The organism is uncultured Olsenella sp., from assembly GCF_959602185.1.
Classification (GTDB): domain Bacteria; phylum Actinomycetota; class Coriobacteriia; order Coriobacteriales; family Atopobiaceae; genus Olsenella_I; species Olsenella_I phocaeensis.
This window is the reverse complement of sequence record NZ_CAUGRZ010000001.1, coordinates 222,924-238,172: the sequence shown is the minus strand read 5'-3', so window position 1 is coordinate 238,172 and position 15,249 is coordinate 222,924. Positions and strand designations below refer to the sequence as shown.

Below are 15,249 nucleotides of genomic sequence, written 5' to 3'. Positions count from 1 at the left end.
GTGTTCTTTTGGAAGGGGCCGGGACCTCTCGCGCCCAAGGAAGACCTTGAAGGAGTGCTATGGCTGAGAAGCATGTGTATCGCTTCGGCACGGACGAGAACGGCAACAACGTCACCGAAGTCGCCGGCAACACCGTCGAAGAGGCGAAGTGGATCACGGGCGGCAAGGGCGCCAACCTCGCCGAGATGGCCAACATCGGCCTGCCCGTCCCTCCGGGATTCTCGATCACCTGCCAGACCTGCGTCGCCTACTCTGAGAACAACGTCTGGCCCGAGGGCGTCCTGGACGAAATCGACGAGTATCGTCGCGACCTCGAGAAGCGCATGGGCAAGAAGCTGGGCGACAAGGAGGACCCGCTGCTGGTCTCCGTCCGCTCCGGCGCGCCCTTCTCCATGCCCGGCATGATGGACACCGTCCTGAACCTGGGCCTCAACGACGACTCCGTCGAGGGCCTCATCAAGCAGACCCAGAACGAGCGCTTCGCGTGGGATTCCTACCGCCGCTTCGTCCAGATGTTCTCCAACGTCGTCATGGGCGTCGACGGCCAGCTCTTCGAGGACGCCATCAGCGCCAAGAAGGCCGAGAAGGGCGTCAAGCTCGACACCGACCTCGACGCGGCCGACCTCAAGGACCTCACCGAGACCTTCAAGGCGATCTTCGCCAAGAACGTCGACTCGCAGGCCCACCCCGAGGTCGCCCCTGACGGCGTCGCCTCCTTCCCCCAGGACCCCTATCTGCAGCTGCGCCTTGCGGAGCAGGCCGTCTTCGGCTCCTGGAACACCGAGCGCGCCATCCTCTACCGCAAGCAGAACAAGATCGACGACAGCCTGGGCACCGCGGTCAACGTCCAGGTCATGGTCTTCGGCAACAAGGGCGAGACCTCTGCCACCGGCGTGGCCTTCACCCGCAACCCCGCCGACGGCACCAACGAGCGCTACGGCGACTTCCTGGTCAACGCCCAGGGCGAGGACGTCGTGGCGGGCATCCGCAACACCGAGCCCATCGCCGACCTGGTCAAGATTCCCGCGCTCAAGGAGGCCGGCGAGCAGCTTTTCCACGTGTTCGAGATCCTCGAGGACCACTACGCGGACATGATGGACATCGAGTTCACCATCGAGCAGGGCAAGCTCTGGATGCTCCAGACCCGCGTCGGCAAGCGCACTGCGCTCTCTGCCCTCAAGGTCGCCATGCAGATGGTCGACGAGGGCCGCATCACCAAGGAGCAGGCGCTCCTGCGCGTCGCGCCCGACCAGCTCGACCAGCTCCTGCACCCCCAGTTCGACCCCAAGGCGAAGGTCGACGTCGTCGCCAAGGGCATGAACGCCAGCCCCGGTGCCGCTGTGGGTGCAGTCGTCTTCTCCTCTGACGCCGCCGTCCACTATGCCAACATTGAGAAGCCCTGCATCCTGGTGCGCTGGGAGACCACTCCCGACGACCTCAAGGGCATGGTCGCCGCCGAGGGCATCCTCACCTCGCATGGCGGAAAGACCTCCCACGCGGCCGTCATCGCCCGTGGCATGGGCGCTCCCTGCGTCTGCGGCGCCGAGGCGCTGAAGATCGACGCCAAGGCCAAGGAGGTCGCGATCTCCGGCACCGACATCGTGCTGCACGAGGGCGACATCATCTCCATCAACGGCACCACGGGCGACATCATCGTCGGCGCCGTGCCCCTGACCCGTCCCGAGCTCACCGGCGACCTCGAGACCATCCTCGAGTGGGCCGACGAGGTCCGTCGCGACGCGTCTCGCGGCCGCATCTTCGGCGTGCGCACCAACGCCGACAACCCCGAGGACGCCCAGCTCTCCGTCGACTTCGGCGCCGAGGGCATCGGCCTCGACCGCACCGAGCACATGTTCCTGGGCGATCGCAAGCAGATCATCCAGTCCTTCATCCTCGCTGACACGGACGGCCAGAAGCAGCAGGCCCTCGGCCAGCTCCTCAAGGCCCAGACCGGCGACTTCGAGGGCATGTTCAAGGCCATGGACGGCAAGGCCGTCATCGTCCGCCTGCTCGACCCGCCCCTGCACGAGTTCCTCGACGACCCCCGCGAGCTCGCCGTCGAGATCGCGCACTCCGAGGGCCGCGGCGAGAACGAGGTCCAGCTCAAGGCCATGCGCGCCCGCCTCTCCCGCCTGGACTCCTTCCAGGAGGCCAACCCCATGCTCGGACTGCGCGGCTGCCGCCTCGGCATCGTGTACCCCGAGCTCAACGACATGCAGGTCCGTGCCATCGCCGGCGCCGCCGCCAAGCTCAAGAAGCAGGGCCTGAACCCCAAGCCCGAGATCATGGTTCCCCTGATCTCCAGCGTCGAGGAGCTCAAGCTCGTCCGCGGCCAGATCGAGTCCGTCGTCAAGGCGGTCTCCGAGGCCGAGGGCGTCGAGCTCAGCATCCCCATCGGCTGCATGATCGAGCTCCCGCGCGCCGCCGTCACCGCCGACGAGATCGGCCAGTACGCCGACTTCTTCAGCTTCGGCACCAACGACCTCACGCAGACCACCTTCGGCTTCTCGCGCGACGACGTCGAGAGCGCCTTCATCCCCCAGTACCTCAACAAGAAGATCCTGCGCTCCAACCCCTTCGAGACCCTCGACACGGGCGTCGCGAAGCTGGTCGAGATGGGCGTCAAGGGCGGCCACAAGGCCAACGAGACCATCATCTGCGGCGTCTGCGGCGAGACCGGTGGCGACCCCGAGTCCATCCAGATGTACTACGACCTCGGCCTCGACTACGTGTCCTGCTCGCCCTACCGCGTGCCCATCGCACGCCTTGCCGGTGCCCAGGCCAAGATCAAGTCGAACGGCGGTCCCGCCAAGCTTGCCTAGGAGCAAGCGTGGCATCACAGTCCTGACGTGAGGGAGGGGGCCGACGTGCCCCCTCCCTCGTCGTTTGCGGGCGGGCAGAGCAAGGAGGCTTTCCCATGGGAGCTGTCATACGTCGCAGGGACCTGGAGGCCCGCGAGCACGAGTTGCTGAGTCCCCATGCGAGCTTCAGCGACGAGAGCCTCGGCAGGGCGCGTCCCGAAGAGGCGGACCCCCTCAGGACCTGCTACCAATGCGACCGCGACAGGGTCCTGCACAGCAAGAGCTTCAGGCGCCTGGCCAACAAGACGCAGGCGTTCCTGGCGCCCGAGGGCGACCACTACCGCACGCGCCTCACGCACACTCTCGAGGTCGCCCAGATAGCGCGCGACATAGCCCGGCCACTCGGACTGAACGAGGACCTCACCGAGGCCATCGCCCTGGGACACGACCTCGGCCACACCCCCTTCGGACACACGGGCGAACGCGCCCTCTCTCGTGCCATGGCACTCCATCGCGGCATCGATCCCGAGAGCGCGGAGGGAAGGGCGCTCTTCGAGCACAACGCGCAGAGCGTTCGAATATTGGAGAGGCTCGAGAAGGGAGGCAGGGGACTCAATCTCTCGAGGGAGGTCCTTGACGGCATCCGCTGCCACAAGGGCGGCCTTCGCGCCGCGACGCTCGAGGGGCGGGTGGTCGCCCGTGCAGACCGCATCGCCTACGTGTGCCATGACATAGACGACGCCGAGCGCGCGGGACTGCTCTCGGAGGACATGCTCCCCGTGCGGTACCGCGACTGCCTGGGACACTGCTCCTCCGAGAGGATCGAGACCATGGTGCGCGACGCCGTGACGACCAGTGCCGGTGCAGACGACATACTCATGTCCGAGCCCGTGTGGCAGGCCATGATGGGTCTTCGCGAGTTCCTCTTTGAGAACCTCTACACGCGCGGCGACGCTAAGTACGAGGAGCCCAAGGCGAACCGCATGATCGGAGAGCTGTTCGACTACTTCATCGCTCACCTGGACGAGGTGCCCGCCGAGTACAGGGGGCTCGAGCCCGACCGACCGGACGTCGAGGTCGCCGACTTCGTGGCAGGCATGACCGACCGCTATGCCGTGCGCATATACGAGGAGCTCAAGGTTCCTCATGCCTGGAGGGCGCCTGAGCTCCATAGGGACCTGTAAACGGCGGGCGCATGGTACGATGCCTTGGACGCGGAATCTGCGGGGGAGGCGGGCATGGTCCAGGCGAGCGTGGATACATTCGAGACCACCCGCGCGAGGCTCCTTTCGGTCGCGCGGGACGCCTTCCTGCGCAATGGGTTCCTGGGCGTCTCCCTGCGTTCCATCGCGGCGCTGGCACAGGTCACGACCGGTGCGATCTATGGCCACTTCTCCAGCAAGGAAGACCTCTTCGACCACGTGGTGGCGCCATCCGGCGACGGCCTCTTCTCCCTCTACCAGGCTCTCATCGACGAGTTTCTCGCGTTTCCTCCCGAGATGCGCTCCTTCGACGCCATGCTCGACTTTGAGCTCGAGGCGCGTACCCGCATCGTCGACTTCATCTACGACCATCCCGAGGACTTCCTCATCATCGCCAGGGGATCCGCGGGCACGCGCTGGGAGGGTTACCTCGATCGCTTCGTAGAGGCGGAGAAGTCCAGCACCGTGGAGTACGAGGCGACAGCGGGCGGCCAGCTGGAGGGGATCGACGGGATGCTGCTCGAGGTGCTTGCGCGCTACCTCGTCCAAGGCCTCTTCGAGCCCCTCCTGCGTGGGCTCTGCCGCGAGGACGCACAGGCCTTCGCAAGGAGGTTCGGACTCTTCTTCCATCACGGCTTCCAGGCTCTCATGGAACCTGGCCAGACGGCCTGACCTAGTCCCAATCGGACTTTTTTCGCCTGCTTCCCCCCTTGCCTCCCAATGAAATAACGTTGTTATAACCTAGAGATAGTCTTGGTTAACTTAAGTTGGGAGGAAGCATGGAAGAAAGGGATGCTCGGGACACCGACACCGCCACGGCGATCGCGTCGGCGAACCCCCTGGCTCGTCTCCTCGATTGGGCGGGTCCCGGCGGCAGGGCGCTCTACGCGCTCTCCGTCGTGCTCGCCGTCGTGGGGGTGGCGGGCAGCGTGCTGCCGTACTTCGCGGCAGGCCAGATGGTCGTGGGCGTTCTGGAGGGGGAGCGCGACCTGTCTTTCTACCTGGGCTGGTGCTCTCTCGCCGCGGCAAGCTACGCGGCGTACGTGGTCTTTCACTACGCCTCCACCTCCATATCCCACGTGGCGACCTTCAAGACCATCTCGTCCATCCGCAGGCGCCTCGCGTCGAAGCTCGCGCACGTCCCCATGGGCTACGTCCTGGACACCCCCTCTGGGAAGCTCAAGAACGTCATGGTCGAGAAGGCCGATGGAATAGAGACCACCCTTGCCCACGTCGTGCCCGAGATGACGAGCGACCTGCTCATCCCCGTGGTGGTAGTGGTCTACCTCTTCACGCTCGACTGGCGCCTCGCCCTCGTCTCCCTTGTGACCATCCCCGTTGGTGCTTTCGTGTACGGCCAGATGATGAGGGACTACGAGCAGTGGTACGGCAACACGGTGGCCACGGGCAACGAGATGTCGTCCGCCGCGGTGGAGTACGTCAACGGCATCGAGGTCATCAAGGCCTTCGGGCGTTCCGCGAGCTCCTACGAGAAGTTCTCGAAGGCCGTGTGGGCCTATGCCCACTCCTTCATAGACTGGATGGCGCACTGCCAGATCTGGTCGGACATGGGTCTGGCCATCATGCCCGCGACCCTCGTCGGCGTGCTGCCCGCAGGCTGCCTCCTCGTTGCGTCGGGCCAGGTCAGCACTTCCACGTTCGTGCTGTCCGCCATCCTCTCCGTGGGCATCTTCCCCCCGCTCTATGCTGCCATGAGCTTCATGGACGCGCTGGCGCAGGTGGGCACCACGGTCTCGCAGATAGCCGAGGTCCTCGACCAGCGCGACCAACAGAGGGCCGCGGCCCCCTGCGCACGGCTCGACGCGAGGGGGGCCGTCGGAATCGAGCTGAGGGGCGTGCGCTTCTCGTACGGCCGCAGCGAGGTGCTCCACGGCGTCGACCTCACGGTCCCTGCGGGCCAGGTCTGCGCGCTCGTGGGACCCAGCGGCTCGGGCAAGTCCACCATCGCCCGCCTCATGGCAGGCTTCTGGGATGCCGACGAGGGACAGGTCAGCCTCGGGGGCGTGCCGCTCGCCGAGCTCTCCGCAGACCAGCTTGCCCATGAGGTCGCCTACGTGTCCCAGGACAACTACCTCTTCGACGCAAGCGTCATGGACAACATCCGCATGGGACGGCCTGACGCCACTGACGACGAGGTCGTCGAGGCTGCGCGCAGCTGCGGCTGCCACGACTTCATCATGGGTCTCGACCAGGGCTACCAGACCATGGTGGGCGGCGGGGGAGGCCACCTGTCGGGTGGCGAGCGCCAGCGCATCTCCATCGCGCGCGCCATGCTGCACGACAGCCCGGTGGTCATCCTGGACGAGGCCACTGCCTACACCGATCCCGAGAGCGAGGCCCAGGTCGAGGAGGCGGTCTCCAGGCTCGTCGCGGGGCGCACGCTCGTCGTCGTCGCGCATCGCCTGTCCACCATCACCGACGCCGACCAGATCGTGGTCGTGAGCGACGGGCGCATCGAGGCGACGGGCACCCACCAGGGGCTCATGGGGTCCTGCGGGCTCTACCGCTCAATGTATCAGGCTCACATCGGAGCCCGTGACATCGCCGTCACCAGCTCGAGGGGGGAGTAGTCCCATGATCTCGACCATTCTCAAGTACTTTCGCTTCGGGGGAAGCCATGCCGGGCGCCTGTGGCGGGGCATGGCGTGGTCTCTCGCCAACTCCGTCTTCGAATCGCTGCAGATACTGGCCCTCGCCCTGGTGCTGTCGGCTGCGGCGACGCAGTCCCTCGGACCGTCTGTCGCCGTCTCGGCCTTCGTCGTCATGCTCGTCTCCATCGCGGGCAGCGCCGTCTGCGCCCATTTCAAGAGCGAGAACTTCTGCGACGGCAACTTCTCGATGTGTGCCGAGAAGCGCGCGGAGATAGGCGACCACATGCGCTACCTGCCCATGGGCTACTTCAACGCCAACAGCCTGGGCGAGATCGCCAGCACGATGACGAACACCCTCGACGACGTGCAGAACGTGGGCGGCCTCGTCTACACCAACGTCATCGCCGGCGTGACCCTCTCCGTCGTCATGGCCCTCATGCTCGCGGTCATGAACCCCCTCTGCGGGCTGGTCGCCATCGCCACCATCCTCGTGGTCCTGGCCGTCAACGCCATCATGCAGCGCGCGTCGCGAGCCGTGTCGGACAGGCGCGTGAGGAGCCAGCGCGCCATCGTGGGCGCGGTCCTCGAGTACGTCCAGGGCATCTCGGTCGTGCGCGCCTTCTCGCTCCTGGACGGGGCCGAGAGCAGGATTGACGGCGCGATAGCGGACTGCGAGCGTGCGAACCTCGCCCTGGAGCTGAGCTTCATCGCCTTCATGGTGCTCGAGGCCGTTGCGTGCAAGGCGGCGAGCATCCTGATGTGCCTCCTCTCCGTGAGCCTCTGGGTCTCTGGCGCCATGGAGACGGGGGCCTGTCTCACCATGATCGTCGCGTCGTTCATCGTGTTCGCCAAGCTCGAGCTGGCGGGCTCCTATGCCAGCCTCCTGCGCCAGATCGACGTGAGCATGGACAAGGTCACGGACCTGCTCGCCACTCCGCCGATGGACGAGGGGGCGGGCCTGAGCTCAGGCGATGGCTTTGGCATCGAGCTCGACGACGTCTCGTTCTCATACGGGGAGCGTACCGTCGTCGACCACGTGTCGCTCTCCATACCGGAGGGGACGTCCTGCGCCATCGTGGGTCCCAGCGGCAGCGGCAAGACGACCCTCTCGCAGCTCATGGCCCGCTTCTGGGACGTCGGGTCGGGCAGGGTCCTCGTGGGCGGGCGCGACGTGCGAGACTGGGAGGTCGACGCGCTGCTCTCCAACTTCTCCATGGTCTTCCAGGGTGTCTACCTCTTCGACGACACCATCGAGAACAACATCAAGTTCGGTCGTCCCGAGGCCACGCACGAGGAGGTCGTGGAGGCCGCGCGGCGCGCCTGCTGCGACGACTTCGTCGGGAGGCTCGCGGAGGGCTACGGGACCCGCATAGGGGAGGGCGGCGCGACCCTGTCGGGCGGCGAGCGCCAGCGACTGTCCATCGCCCGGGCCATCCTGAAGGACGCCCCCATCGTGGTTCTGGACGAGGCCACGGCGAACGTCGATCCCGAGAACGAGCTCGAGCTCCAGCGCGCCATTGCCGAGCTGAAGAGGGGGAAGACCGTCATCATGATCGCGCACCGGCTCAAGACCGTGCGCGACGCCGACCAGATCGTGGTCCTGGATGCCGGACGCGTGGTGCAGCGGGGCACGCACGAGAGCCTCATGCGGGAGGAGGGCATATACCGCGACTTCGTCGGCATGCGCGAGCGTGCCATCGGATGGAAGATAGCACGGGGCTAGACATGCCGGGCGTTGTGGTGAGTTTATGCCCCGGGGGGCGAGGGCCCCGAGACGTCCTTGCCCCCCTGCGAGGCATGACATATAATCGCACATCGTGTGTAAAGCTATGTGCCGCCGCTAAGGCCACGGCACCTCTAGAGACGAGGAAGAACATGGACTACATCCGCGCAATCGAGCGCCAGCAGATCCGCGAGGACATCCCTCAGGTGCTGGTCGGCGACAACGTCAAGGTGCACTACCGCATCAAGGAGGGCGACCGCGAGCGCGAGCAGGTCTTCCAGGGTGACGTCATCCGCCTGAGCGGCTCTGGCGCACGCGAGACCTTCACCGTTCGCAAGATCAGCTTCGGCATCGGCGTCGAGCGCACCTTCCCCCTCCACAGCCCCAAGATCGCCAAGCTCGAGGTCGTCCGTCACGGCGACGTCCACCGCGCGAAGCTCTACTACCTCCGCGACCGCGTGGGCAAGGCAGCGCGCATCCGCGAGAAGCGCTAGTCCGTCTGGATTTGCCTCTTCGGGCCGTTCCGTTTCCTCGGGGCGGCCCTTTTTCTTAGACCAGGCCTCGACCGGGGGAGACGACCATGCCAGCCTCAAGCCATGCAGCCAGCGCCCGGGAGGTGACGGCGCTCCTGAACGATGCCGACGCCTCGGAGCTCGAGGCCCTTGTCGCGCGCTATGGCGAGGACCCGCGCAAGCAGGTGCGGCACGCGGTCGCCTCGGCCCTCAGGCGCAGGGACGCGGCCCTCAGGGAGCGCGAGCGCGTGGAGGAGATGTACCGCCTCCAGCGCGAGCTGGGGGGTGACGGCATGGTCCTGGGCGTGGACGAGGTGGGCAGGGGCTCCATCGCCGGCCCCCTCACCGTCGCCGCGGTGGCGCTTCCCGTGTTCCCCATGGTCTGGGGCATCAACGACTCGAAGCAGCTCTCTCCCGCGCGCCGGGAGGTGCTTGCCGCGCGCATCGCGGAGGTCGCCCTGGCCATCGGGATCGCCCACGTGGAGCCTGCGTCGATCGATGCCGTGGGGATGTCTGCCGCGCTGCGCATGGCCATGGCGCAGGCCATAGGGGATGCTGGGGTCGAGCCCGACTGCGTGCTCATAGACGGCAACCCGGTCCACGTGCATCCCCGCGAGAAGACCCTCGTCAAGGGGGACGCGCGCGTCGCCTGCATCGCCGCGGCGTCCATCGTCGCCAAGGTCACGCGTGACGGCATCATGGTCGCCTACGACCGCGTGTATCCCGGATACCACCTTGCCCGGTGCAAGGGCTACGGCTCTGCGGAGCACATCGCGGCCATAAGGGAGAAGGGCCTCTCTCCCATACACCGCGTCTCGTTCTGTGGAAACTTCCTGGAGACGCCCCCTCTCTTCTGACACCGCCTGTCGTTCTGGCGCCCACCTGCCATGCAGGCCTTCCTGCCGCCATCAGCGCACCCAGCCCGTGCTCGTTGACTTTCCTATCTGTCACGCAGCTGACCGCAAGCTGCCGACGAGCTTCCCGCGAGCCTCCTCGGGGATGCTTGCCCTCCCATTGGACGAGCGGAGGGAGACGCACATGGACGACCAGAGGGGCTTCAGGCAGGTCTTCGGGGCGGGGGTGCCGGACGGCGAGTTCCCCCTGGACGACGAGCTGTGCCCGGACCTTTCGGATTCCGACGGCTGCCTGGACGAGGCAATCGACCCGCATGACCTGGGAGTGCTGGGCGAGCGCCTGGCGGCGGCCTACCTGCAGAGGCGGGGCTTCGAGCTCCTCGAGGCGAACTACCGCTGCCGCTTCGGCGAGGCGGACCTCATCGCCCAGATCGACGACGAGACCGTGCTCGTCGAGGTCAAGACGAGGCAGGTCCCCGCCGGCATGGAGGAGGGCATTCCCGAGCTCGCGGTGGACTTCCAGAAGCGCCAGCGCTACCGCAACATCGCGCTGAGCTACATGCTCCAGAATGGCGACGTTCGCTACATCCGCTTCGACGTGATCGCCATAAACGTGACGGGCACGCGCTGCGCCCACCTGCGACACCTCGTGGCCGCGTACGCATGGGACGAATGATGGCCGGGGACTCGCTCAAGGTGAGGAGCGCCTGCATCCGCGGCATCGAGGCGCAGCCCGTCACGGTGGAGGTGTCGCTCTCGGGTGGCATCCCGGGCTTCACGATGGTCGGCATGCCCGACTCGGCGGTGCTCGACTCGCGCTCGAGGGTGCGCTGTGCGCTCAGGGCCTGCGACTACAGCATGCCCCGGCTCCACATCACCGTGAACCTCGCCCCGGGGGAGATGAGGAAGACGGGCACGGGCCTCGACCTGCCCATAGCGGTGGCGATCCTCGCGGCTACCCGCCAGATACCCAGTGCCGGGCTCGAGGGCTGCCTCTTCGTGGGAGAGCTCGGCCTGGACGGCTGCGTCCGCCCGGTGAGGGGGCTCGCGGCCTACCAGGGGCTCGCCCAGGGGCTCGGGCTGGAGCTCGTCTTCTCCTCCTTGGGGCCCGAGCCCGCCGACCTCAGGGCGGGGATGAGGGGAATTAGGACCCTGGGCGAGCTGAGGTCGGGCGTGGCGCGGCTCTCGCCCGCGCCGACACCGCCTCCCGTGGTGGCGCCCGAGGCGCCGGGCGCGCCCGGGCCGGACTTCGCGGACGTGTACGACCAGGAGGAGGCCAAGCGTGCGATCGTCGTCTCTGCCGCAGGCGGCCACGGCATGCTCATGGTGGGCCCTCCCGGCGCGGGAAAGTCCATGCTCGCCCGTCGCGTCCCGGGGATACTTCCCCGGCTCACGCCCCAGGAGCGCAAGGAGGCGCTCCTCCTCACCTCGGTGGCCGGCCAGGACGTGGAGGGCATCTGCAGGGGAGAGAGGCCCTTCCGCGCACCGCACCACTCCATCTCGCTTGCGGGGCTTGTGGGAGGCGGGAGGCCCGTCATCCCCGGGGAGATCTCGCTCGCCCATCACGGGGTCCTCTTCCTGGACGAGCTCCCCGAGTTCGCCTCCAACGTGCTGCAGTCGCTCCGCCAGCCCATGGAGGAGGGGGTCGTTCGGCTCGTGCGGGTGGACGGCGTCTACAGCTTCCCCTGCGACTTCCTGCTCATGGCGGCGGCGAACCCCTGTCCCTGCGGCCATCTGGGAGACCCCGGCCATGTCTGCAGCTGCCCGCCCGGAAGGGTGGAGCGCTACCAGTCGAAGATAGGTGGCCCCCTCATGGACAGGATCGACCTCCACGTGGACGTGAGGCGCCCGGAGTCACGGAAGCTGATTCGCTGCGCCGAGGGGCTGAGCAGCGAGAGCATGAGGGAGCAGGTCCTGCGCGCCCGCGCCTTCAGGAGGGACCGCGAGGCGAGGATGCCGTCCGGGCCCGGCCAGACGCTCGTGGGCGCGCTCTCGTTCGAGCCGCGCGCCCAGGCCGCCCTCGAGGGCATGGCCTCCAGGCTCAACCTGGGAGGTCGTTCGATTGTCAAGCTGGCTCGGGTCGCGAGGACCATGGCGGACCTGGCCGAGCGCGCCTCCGTCTCGCGCGAGGACGTGCTCGAGGCGAGTGCCTACCGCTGTCACCTTGGATGATGGGAGGACGCATGGAAGAACGCTGGGAGCTTGCACGGGACGACGAGGGGTACCCTCCCGCCTTGCTTGACCTGCCAGACCCGCCCCAGAGGCTCTACGGGCTGGGGGACGCCGGCGCGCTGTCCAGGCCGTGCCTGTCGGTGATCGGGGCCAGGCGGGCCACGCCCTACGGCCTCGCCGCCGCTCGTCTGGCCGGCCGCGTCGCGGCGCAGAGCGACGTCGTGGTGGTGTCCGGCGGCGCCATGGGCTGCGACGCCGCGGCGGCGCGCGCCGCCCTCGACGCGGGAGGCCCCACGGTGGTGGTCTCGGGCTGCGGGGCGGACCTCGTCTATCCCAGCAGCTCGTCGGACGTGTTCGCGCGCGCCCCCAGGGAGGGTGGGGCCGTGGTCTCGCTCGAGCCCTGGGGCTCTCCGCCGCGGCGCTACGCCTTCCCCAAGAGGAACCGCGTCATCGCGGGGCTGTCTCGCTGCGTCTTCATCGCGGAGGCGGGGGAGAGGTCGGGGACGCTGGGCACCGCACTCGTGGCCGACCAGATAGGCAGGGACCTCTATGCCGTGCCGGGCAGCATCTTCTCCCCCGAGTCCGCCGGGGCCAACCAGCTCATCTCGGAGGGGGCGGGCATCATATGCTCCGAGCGTGACCTCGAGCTGCGCATATCCATGGACTACGGCGCGCTCAGGCTCGTGGGCGAGGAGCCGTTCCGCATCGAGGGCAGGCTCCTGTCCGCCCTGGTGGGGGAGCCCCTGCGTGCCGACGACCTCGCGCGCCATCTCGGGGAGCCGGTGACGGGCGTGCTCTGTGCCTTGGCGGACTACGAGTCGCGCGGCGTCGTGGAGCGCCTGAGGGACGGACGCTACAGCCTCTCGTCCGAGGCCTACCTCACGCAGGCTAGAATGGACGGATGATCGGGCTGCCGGCGGGTGCCGGCGAAGGGGGGTCGTGCGGTGGCAGACAGGGTCACGGTGGTCGGAGGGGGCCTGGCGGGAAGCGAGTGCGCGCTGCAGCTCGCACGGAGGGGGGTCGAGGTGACCCTCTGCGAGCAGCGTCCGCTCGCGAGCTCGCCGGCGCACCATGGCGACGGCTTCGCCGAGCTCGTCTGCTCCAACTCCCTCAAGTCCCTGCGCCACGACAGCGCCGCGGGCCTCCTCAAGGAGGAGCTCGACTCCATGGGCTCCGTCCTCCTGGGGCTCGCGCGCAGGGCGCAGGTCCCCGCCGGCGGCGCCCTCGCCGTGGACCGAGAGCGCTTCTCCGCCCTCGTGACGGAGGCGATCGAGTCCTCCCCCCTCATCACGGTGAGCAGGGGAGAGGTGCGCGACATCCCCGACGGGCCCTCCGTCATCGCCGCAGGCCCCCTCTGCTCCGACGCGCTCTTCCAGAGGCTCTGCGACGTGCTGGGCGGCGAGCACCTCTCGTTCTACGACGCGGCGGCACCCGTGGTGGACGCCGAGTCGCTCGACCGGGACAAGGTCTTCTCGCAGTCCCGCTACGAGGAGGAGGGGAGGGGCGACTACCTTAACTGCCCCATGGGCCGCGAGGAGTACGAGGCCTTCTGGGAGGAGCTTGTCGCGGCGCGGCGCGTGCTCTCGCACGACTTCGAGCAGAGCGACCTCTTCAACGCCTGCCAGCCGGTCGAGGAGGTGGCGAGGACGGGCAGGGACTCGCTGCGCTTCGGGGCGCTCAAGCCGGTGGGACTCACGGACCCCTCGACGGGCAGGAGGCCCTGGGCCGCGGTGCAGCTCAGGGCGGAGAACGCCGAGGGGACCGCCTACAACCTCGTCGGCTTACAGACCAACCTGACCTGGGGCGAGCAGAAGAGGGTCTTCCGCATGATCCCCGGGCTCGAGGGGGCGGAGTTCTTCCGCTATGGCGTGATGCACCGCAACTCCTTCGTCGACAGCCCGCGCGTGCTGGACGGCAGCTTTGCCATCCCGGGGACCAGCTGCAGGCTCGCGGGACAGATCACGGGCACCGAGGGCTACACGGAGGCGATCGCCTCGGGGCTCCTCGCCGCGCTCAACAGCTTCGCCGACCTCAGGGGCTACGAACGCGTGGGCCTTCCGCGCACGGGTGCCCTGGGCTCGCTCGTGAGCTACGCCACCGACCCCAAGACGGAGCCCTACCAGCCCATGCACGTCAACTTCGGCCTGGTTCCTCCCCTTGGGGGCGGCCGCATGAAGAAGAGGGAGCGCTACCGGGCATACGCGGACCGCGCCCGGCGCGACCTCGACGCCTACCTCGCGACGAGGCCCGAGCTCTTCGCGGGGGCGCTCTCGTAGTGGGCGGCCCCGTCCCAGCCCGACAGACGGGAGGCGCCCCGCCGCCGCGGGCGGCCGAGGATCCGGCGGCGTCGCGCGACGCCGCCCAGGACCGCTTCGAACGGCTCGTGGGCGACTTCGTGTCGCAGTTGCGAGAGCTCAGGAACCTCTCGCCCCAGACCGCGCGGGGCTACGCGAGCGACCTCGGCTCCTTCGCCTCGTGGTGCCGCAGGGAGGGGGTCGACCCCCTCCGCGTGACCCATCGCGAGCTCCGCTCCTACATGGCCGAGCTCGCCCAGGCGCGCTATGCGGGCAGGACCGTCGCCCGCAGGCTCTCGGCCATCCGCGGCCTCTACCGCTGGCTCCTCAGGGAGGGCGAGGTGGAGCAGGACGTGGCCGCCGCCCTCGCGAGCCCAAGGCTCGCGCGCACGTTGCCCAAGACCATGTCCGACGAGGAGGTCTCACGCCTGCTCGACGTCTGCGAGGACGACGAGCTGGGCATGAGGGACCGTGCGTTCCTCGAGCTCCTCTATGCCACCGGCGCTCGCATATCCGAGGTGTCGGCGCTCGACCTGGGGGACGTGGACCTCGGGCAGGGACAGGCCAGGCTCTTCGGCAAGGGCTCGAAGGAGCGCATCGTCCCCGTCCACCGGCTTGCCGTGTCGCGGCTCGAGGAGTATCTCGAACGCTCCCGTCCGCTGCTTGCGGCAAGGGGACGGGGGGCGGCGGGAAAGGCGCTCTTCCTCTCGACCTGGGGCAGGCGCATGAGCGCCGACGCCCTGCGCACGACCTTCGAGCGCAGGGTCGCGCAGGCGGGGCTCGACGCCGGCCTCACCCCGCACGCGATGCGCCACAGCTTCGCGACCGAGCTCCTCAACGGCGGCGCGGACCTGAGGAGCGTGCAGGAGCTCCTGGGGCACAGCAGCCTCTCCACGACCCAGATCTACACGCACCTCTCGGCCCAGAGGCTCAAGGACGCCGCGAGGCAGGCCCATCCCAGGGGGGAGTAGCCTCGTCCGATCCCGCGGGACCCCGGTGGGCATCGTGTGTGCGAGCGCGCATTCCTGCTGGCATCCTCATGCCAGAGCTGGTACTATGACTTGCTGTCGTGTGCTCGC

At 68.1% G+C, this 15,249-nt stretch carries 12 protein-coding genes; all 12 read left to right on the top strand.

The genetic code is table 11. The annotated features are described in order from the left end of the window. The first annotated feature begins 59 nt into the window (after nucleotides 1–59). The 12 genes from ppdK (at nucleotide 60) to Q5923_RS01065 (ending at nucleotide 15,141) form a co-directional block, all read left to right on the top strand. A complete protein-coding gene (gene ppdK / locus Q5923_RS01120) occupies nucleotides 60–2,822 on the top strand; it encodes a pyruvate, phosphate dikinase (protein WP_009279182.1) in 2,763 nt (920 codons plus the stop codon). Nucleotides 2,823–2,917: 95 nt separating this feature from the next. Further along, nucleotides 2,918–3,985 carry a deoxyguanosinetriphosphate triphosphohydrolase gene (locus tag Q5923_RS01115; RefSeq protein ID WP_009279183.1) on the top strand — a complete coding sequence of 356 codons (1,068 nt, stop codon included), beginning with the start codon at nucleotides 2,918–2,920 and terminating at the stop codon, nucleotides 3,983–3,985. A 54-nt stretch (nucleotides 3,986–4,039) separates the two neighbouring features. Continuing rightward, nucleotides 4,040–4,675: a TetR/AcrR family transcriptional regulator gene (locus tag Q5923_RS01110; protein WP_009279184.1), complete on the top strand. Its 636-nt coding sequence runs from the start codon at nucleotides 4,040–4,042 to the stop codon at nucleotides 4,673–4,675. 107 nt (nucleotides 4,676–4,782) lie between these two features. Continuing rightward, nucleotides 4,783–6,594 carry an ABC transporter ATP-binding protein gene (locus tag Q5923_RS01105; RefSeq protein WP_303131566.1) on the top strand — a complete coding sequence of 604 codons (1,812 nt, stop codon included), beginning with the start codon at nucleotides 4,783–4,785 and terminating at the stop codon, nucleotides 6,592–6,594. Between the two features lie 4 nt (nucleotides 6,595–6,598). Next, a complete protein-coding gene (locus Q5923_RS01100) occupies nucleotides 6,599–8,338 on the top strand; it encodes an ABC transporter ATP-binding protein (protein WP_009279186.1) in 1,740 nt (579 codons plus the stop codon). Between the two features lie 152 nt (nucleotides 8,339–8,490). Then, nucleotides 8,491–8,832: a 50S ribosomal protein L19 gene (gene rplS / locus Q5923_RS01095; RefSeq protein WP_009279187.1), complete on the top strand. Its 342-nt coding sequence runs from the start codon at nucleotides 8,491–8,493 to the stop codon at nucleotides 8,830–8,832. 86 nt (nucleotides 8,833–8,918) lie between these two features. After that, a complete protein-coding gene (locus Q5923_RS01090) occupies nucleotides 8,919–9,707 on the top strand; it encodes a ribonuclease HII (RefSeq protein WP_009279188.1) in 789 nt (262 codons plus the stop codon). Nucleotides 9,708–9,888: 181 nt separating this feature from the next. Then, entirely contained in the window at nucleotides 9,889–10,380 is a 492-nt protein-coding gene (locus tag Q5923_RS01085) for a YraN family protein (RefSeq protein ID WP_303131562.1), read from the top strand. Continuing rightward, entirely contained in the window at nucleotides 10,380–11,876 is a 1,497-nt protein-coding gene (locus tag Q5923_RS01080) for a YifB family Mg chelatase-like AAA ATPase (RefSeq protein WP_040656768.1), read from the top strand. The genes Q5923_RS01085 and Q5923_RS01080 overlap by 1 nt, the downstream gene beginning before the upstream one ends. An 11-nt stretch (nucleotides 11,877–11,887) precedes the next feature. Beyond that, a complete protein-coding gene (locus tag Q5923_RS01075) occupies nucleotides 11,888–12,781 on the top strand; it encodes a DNA-processing protein DprA (protein WP_009279191.1) in 894 nt (297 codons plus the stop codon). Nucleotides 12,782–12,820: 39 nt separating this feature from the next. Further along, nucleotides 12,821–14,152 carry a methylenetetrahydrofolate--tRNA-(uracil(54)-C(5))-methyltransferase (FADH(2)-oxidizing) TrmFO gene (trmFO, locus tag Q5923_RS01070; RefSeq protein WP_303131559.1) on the top strand — a complete coding sequence of 444 codons (1,332 nt, stop codon included), beginning with the start codon at nucleotides 12,821–12,823 and terminating at the stop codon, nucleotides 14,150–14,152. Further along, nucleotides 14,152–15,141, top strand: coding sequence for a tyrosine recombinase XerC (locus tag Q5923_RS01065; protein ID WP_303131557.1), 990 nt, complete (start codon nucleotides 14,152–14,154; stop codon nucleotides 15,139–15,141). The genes trmFO and Q5923_RS01065 overlap by 1 nt, the downstream gene beginning before the upstream one ends. Nucleotides 15,142–15,249: the final 108 nt, after the last annotated feature.

Excerpts from the sequence above, each read along its gene's own strand:
- Q5923_RS01075 (WP_009279191.1), top strand. The coding sequence starts at position 11,888 with ATGGAAGAACGCTGGGAGCTTGCACGGGACGACGAGGGGTACCCTCCC.
- ppdK (WP_009279182.1), top strand. The coding sequence starts at position 60 with ATGGCTGAGAAGCATGTGTATCGCTTCGGCACGGACGAGAACGGCAAC.
- rplS (WP_009279187.1), top strand. The coding sequence starts at position 8,491 with ATGGACTACATCCGCGCAATCGAGCGCCAGCAGATCCGCGAGGACATC.
- Q5923_RS01080 (WP_040656768.1), top strand. The coding sequence starts at position 10,380 with ATGGCCGGGGACTCGCTCAAGGTGAGGAGCGCCTGCATCCGCGGCATC.
- Q5923_RS01115 (WP_009279183.1), top strand. The coding sequence starts at position 2,918 with ATGGGAGCTGTCATACGTCGCAGGGACCTGGAGGCCCGCGAGCACGAG.
- Q5923_RS01110 (WP_009279184.1), top strand. The coding sequence starts at position 4,040 with ATGGTCCAGGCGAGCGTGGATACATTCGAGACCACCCGCGCGAGGCTC.
- Q5923_RS01085 (WP_303131562.1), top strand. The coding sequence starts at position 9,889 with ATGGACGACCAGAGGGGCTTCAGGCAGGTCTTCGGGGCGGGGGTGCCG.
- Q5923_RS01105 (WP_303131566.1), top strand. The coding sequence starts at position 4,783 with ATGGAAGAAAGGGATGCTCGGGACACCGACACCGCCACGGCGATCGCG.
- Q5923_RS01090 (WP_009279188.1), top strand. The coding sequence starts at position 8,919 with ATGCCAGCCTCAAGCCATGCAGCCAGCGCCCGGGAGGTGACGGCGCTC.
- Q5923_RS01100 (WP_009279186.1), top strand. The coding sequence starts at position 6,599 with ATGATCTCGACCATTCTCAAGTACTTTCGCTTCGGGGGAAGCCATGCC.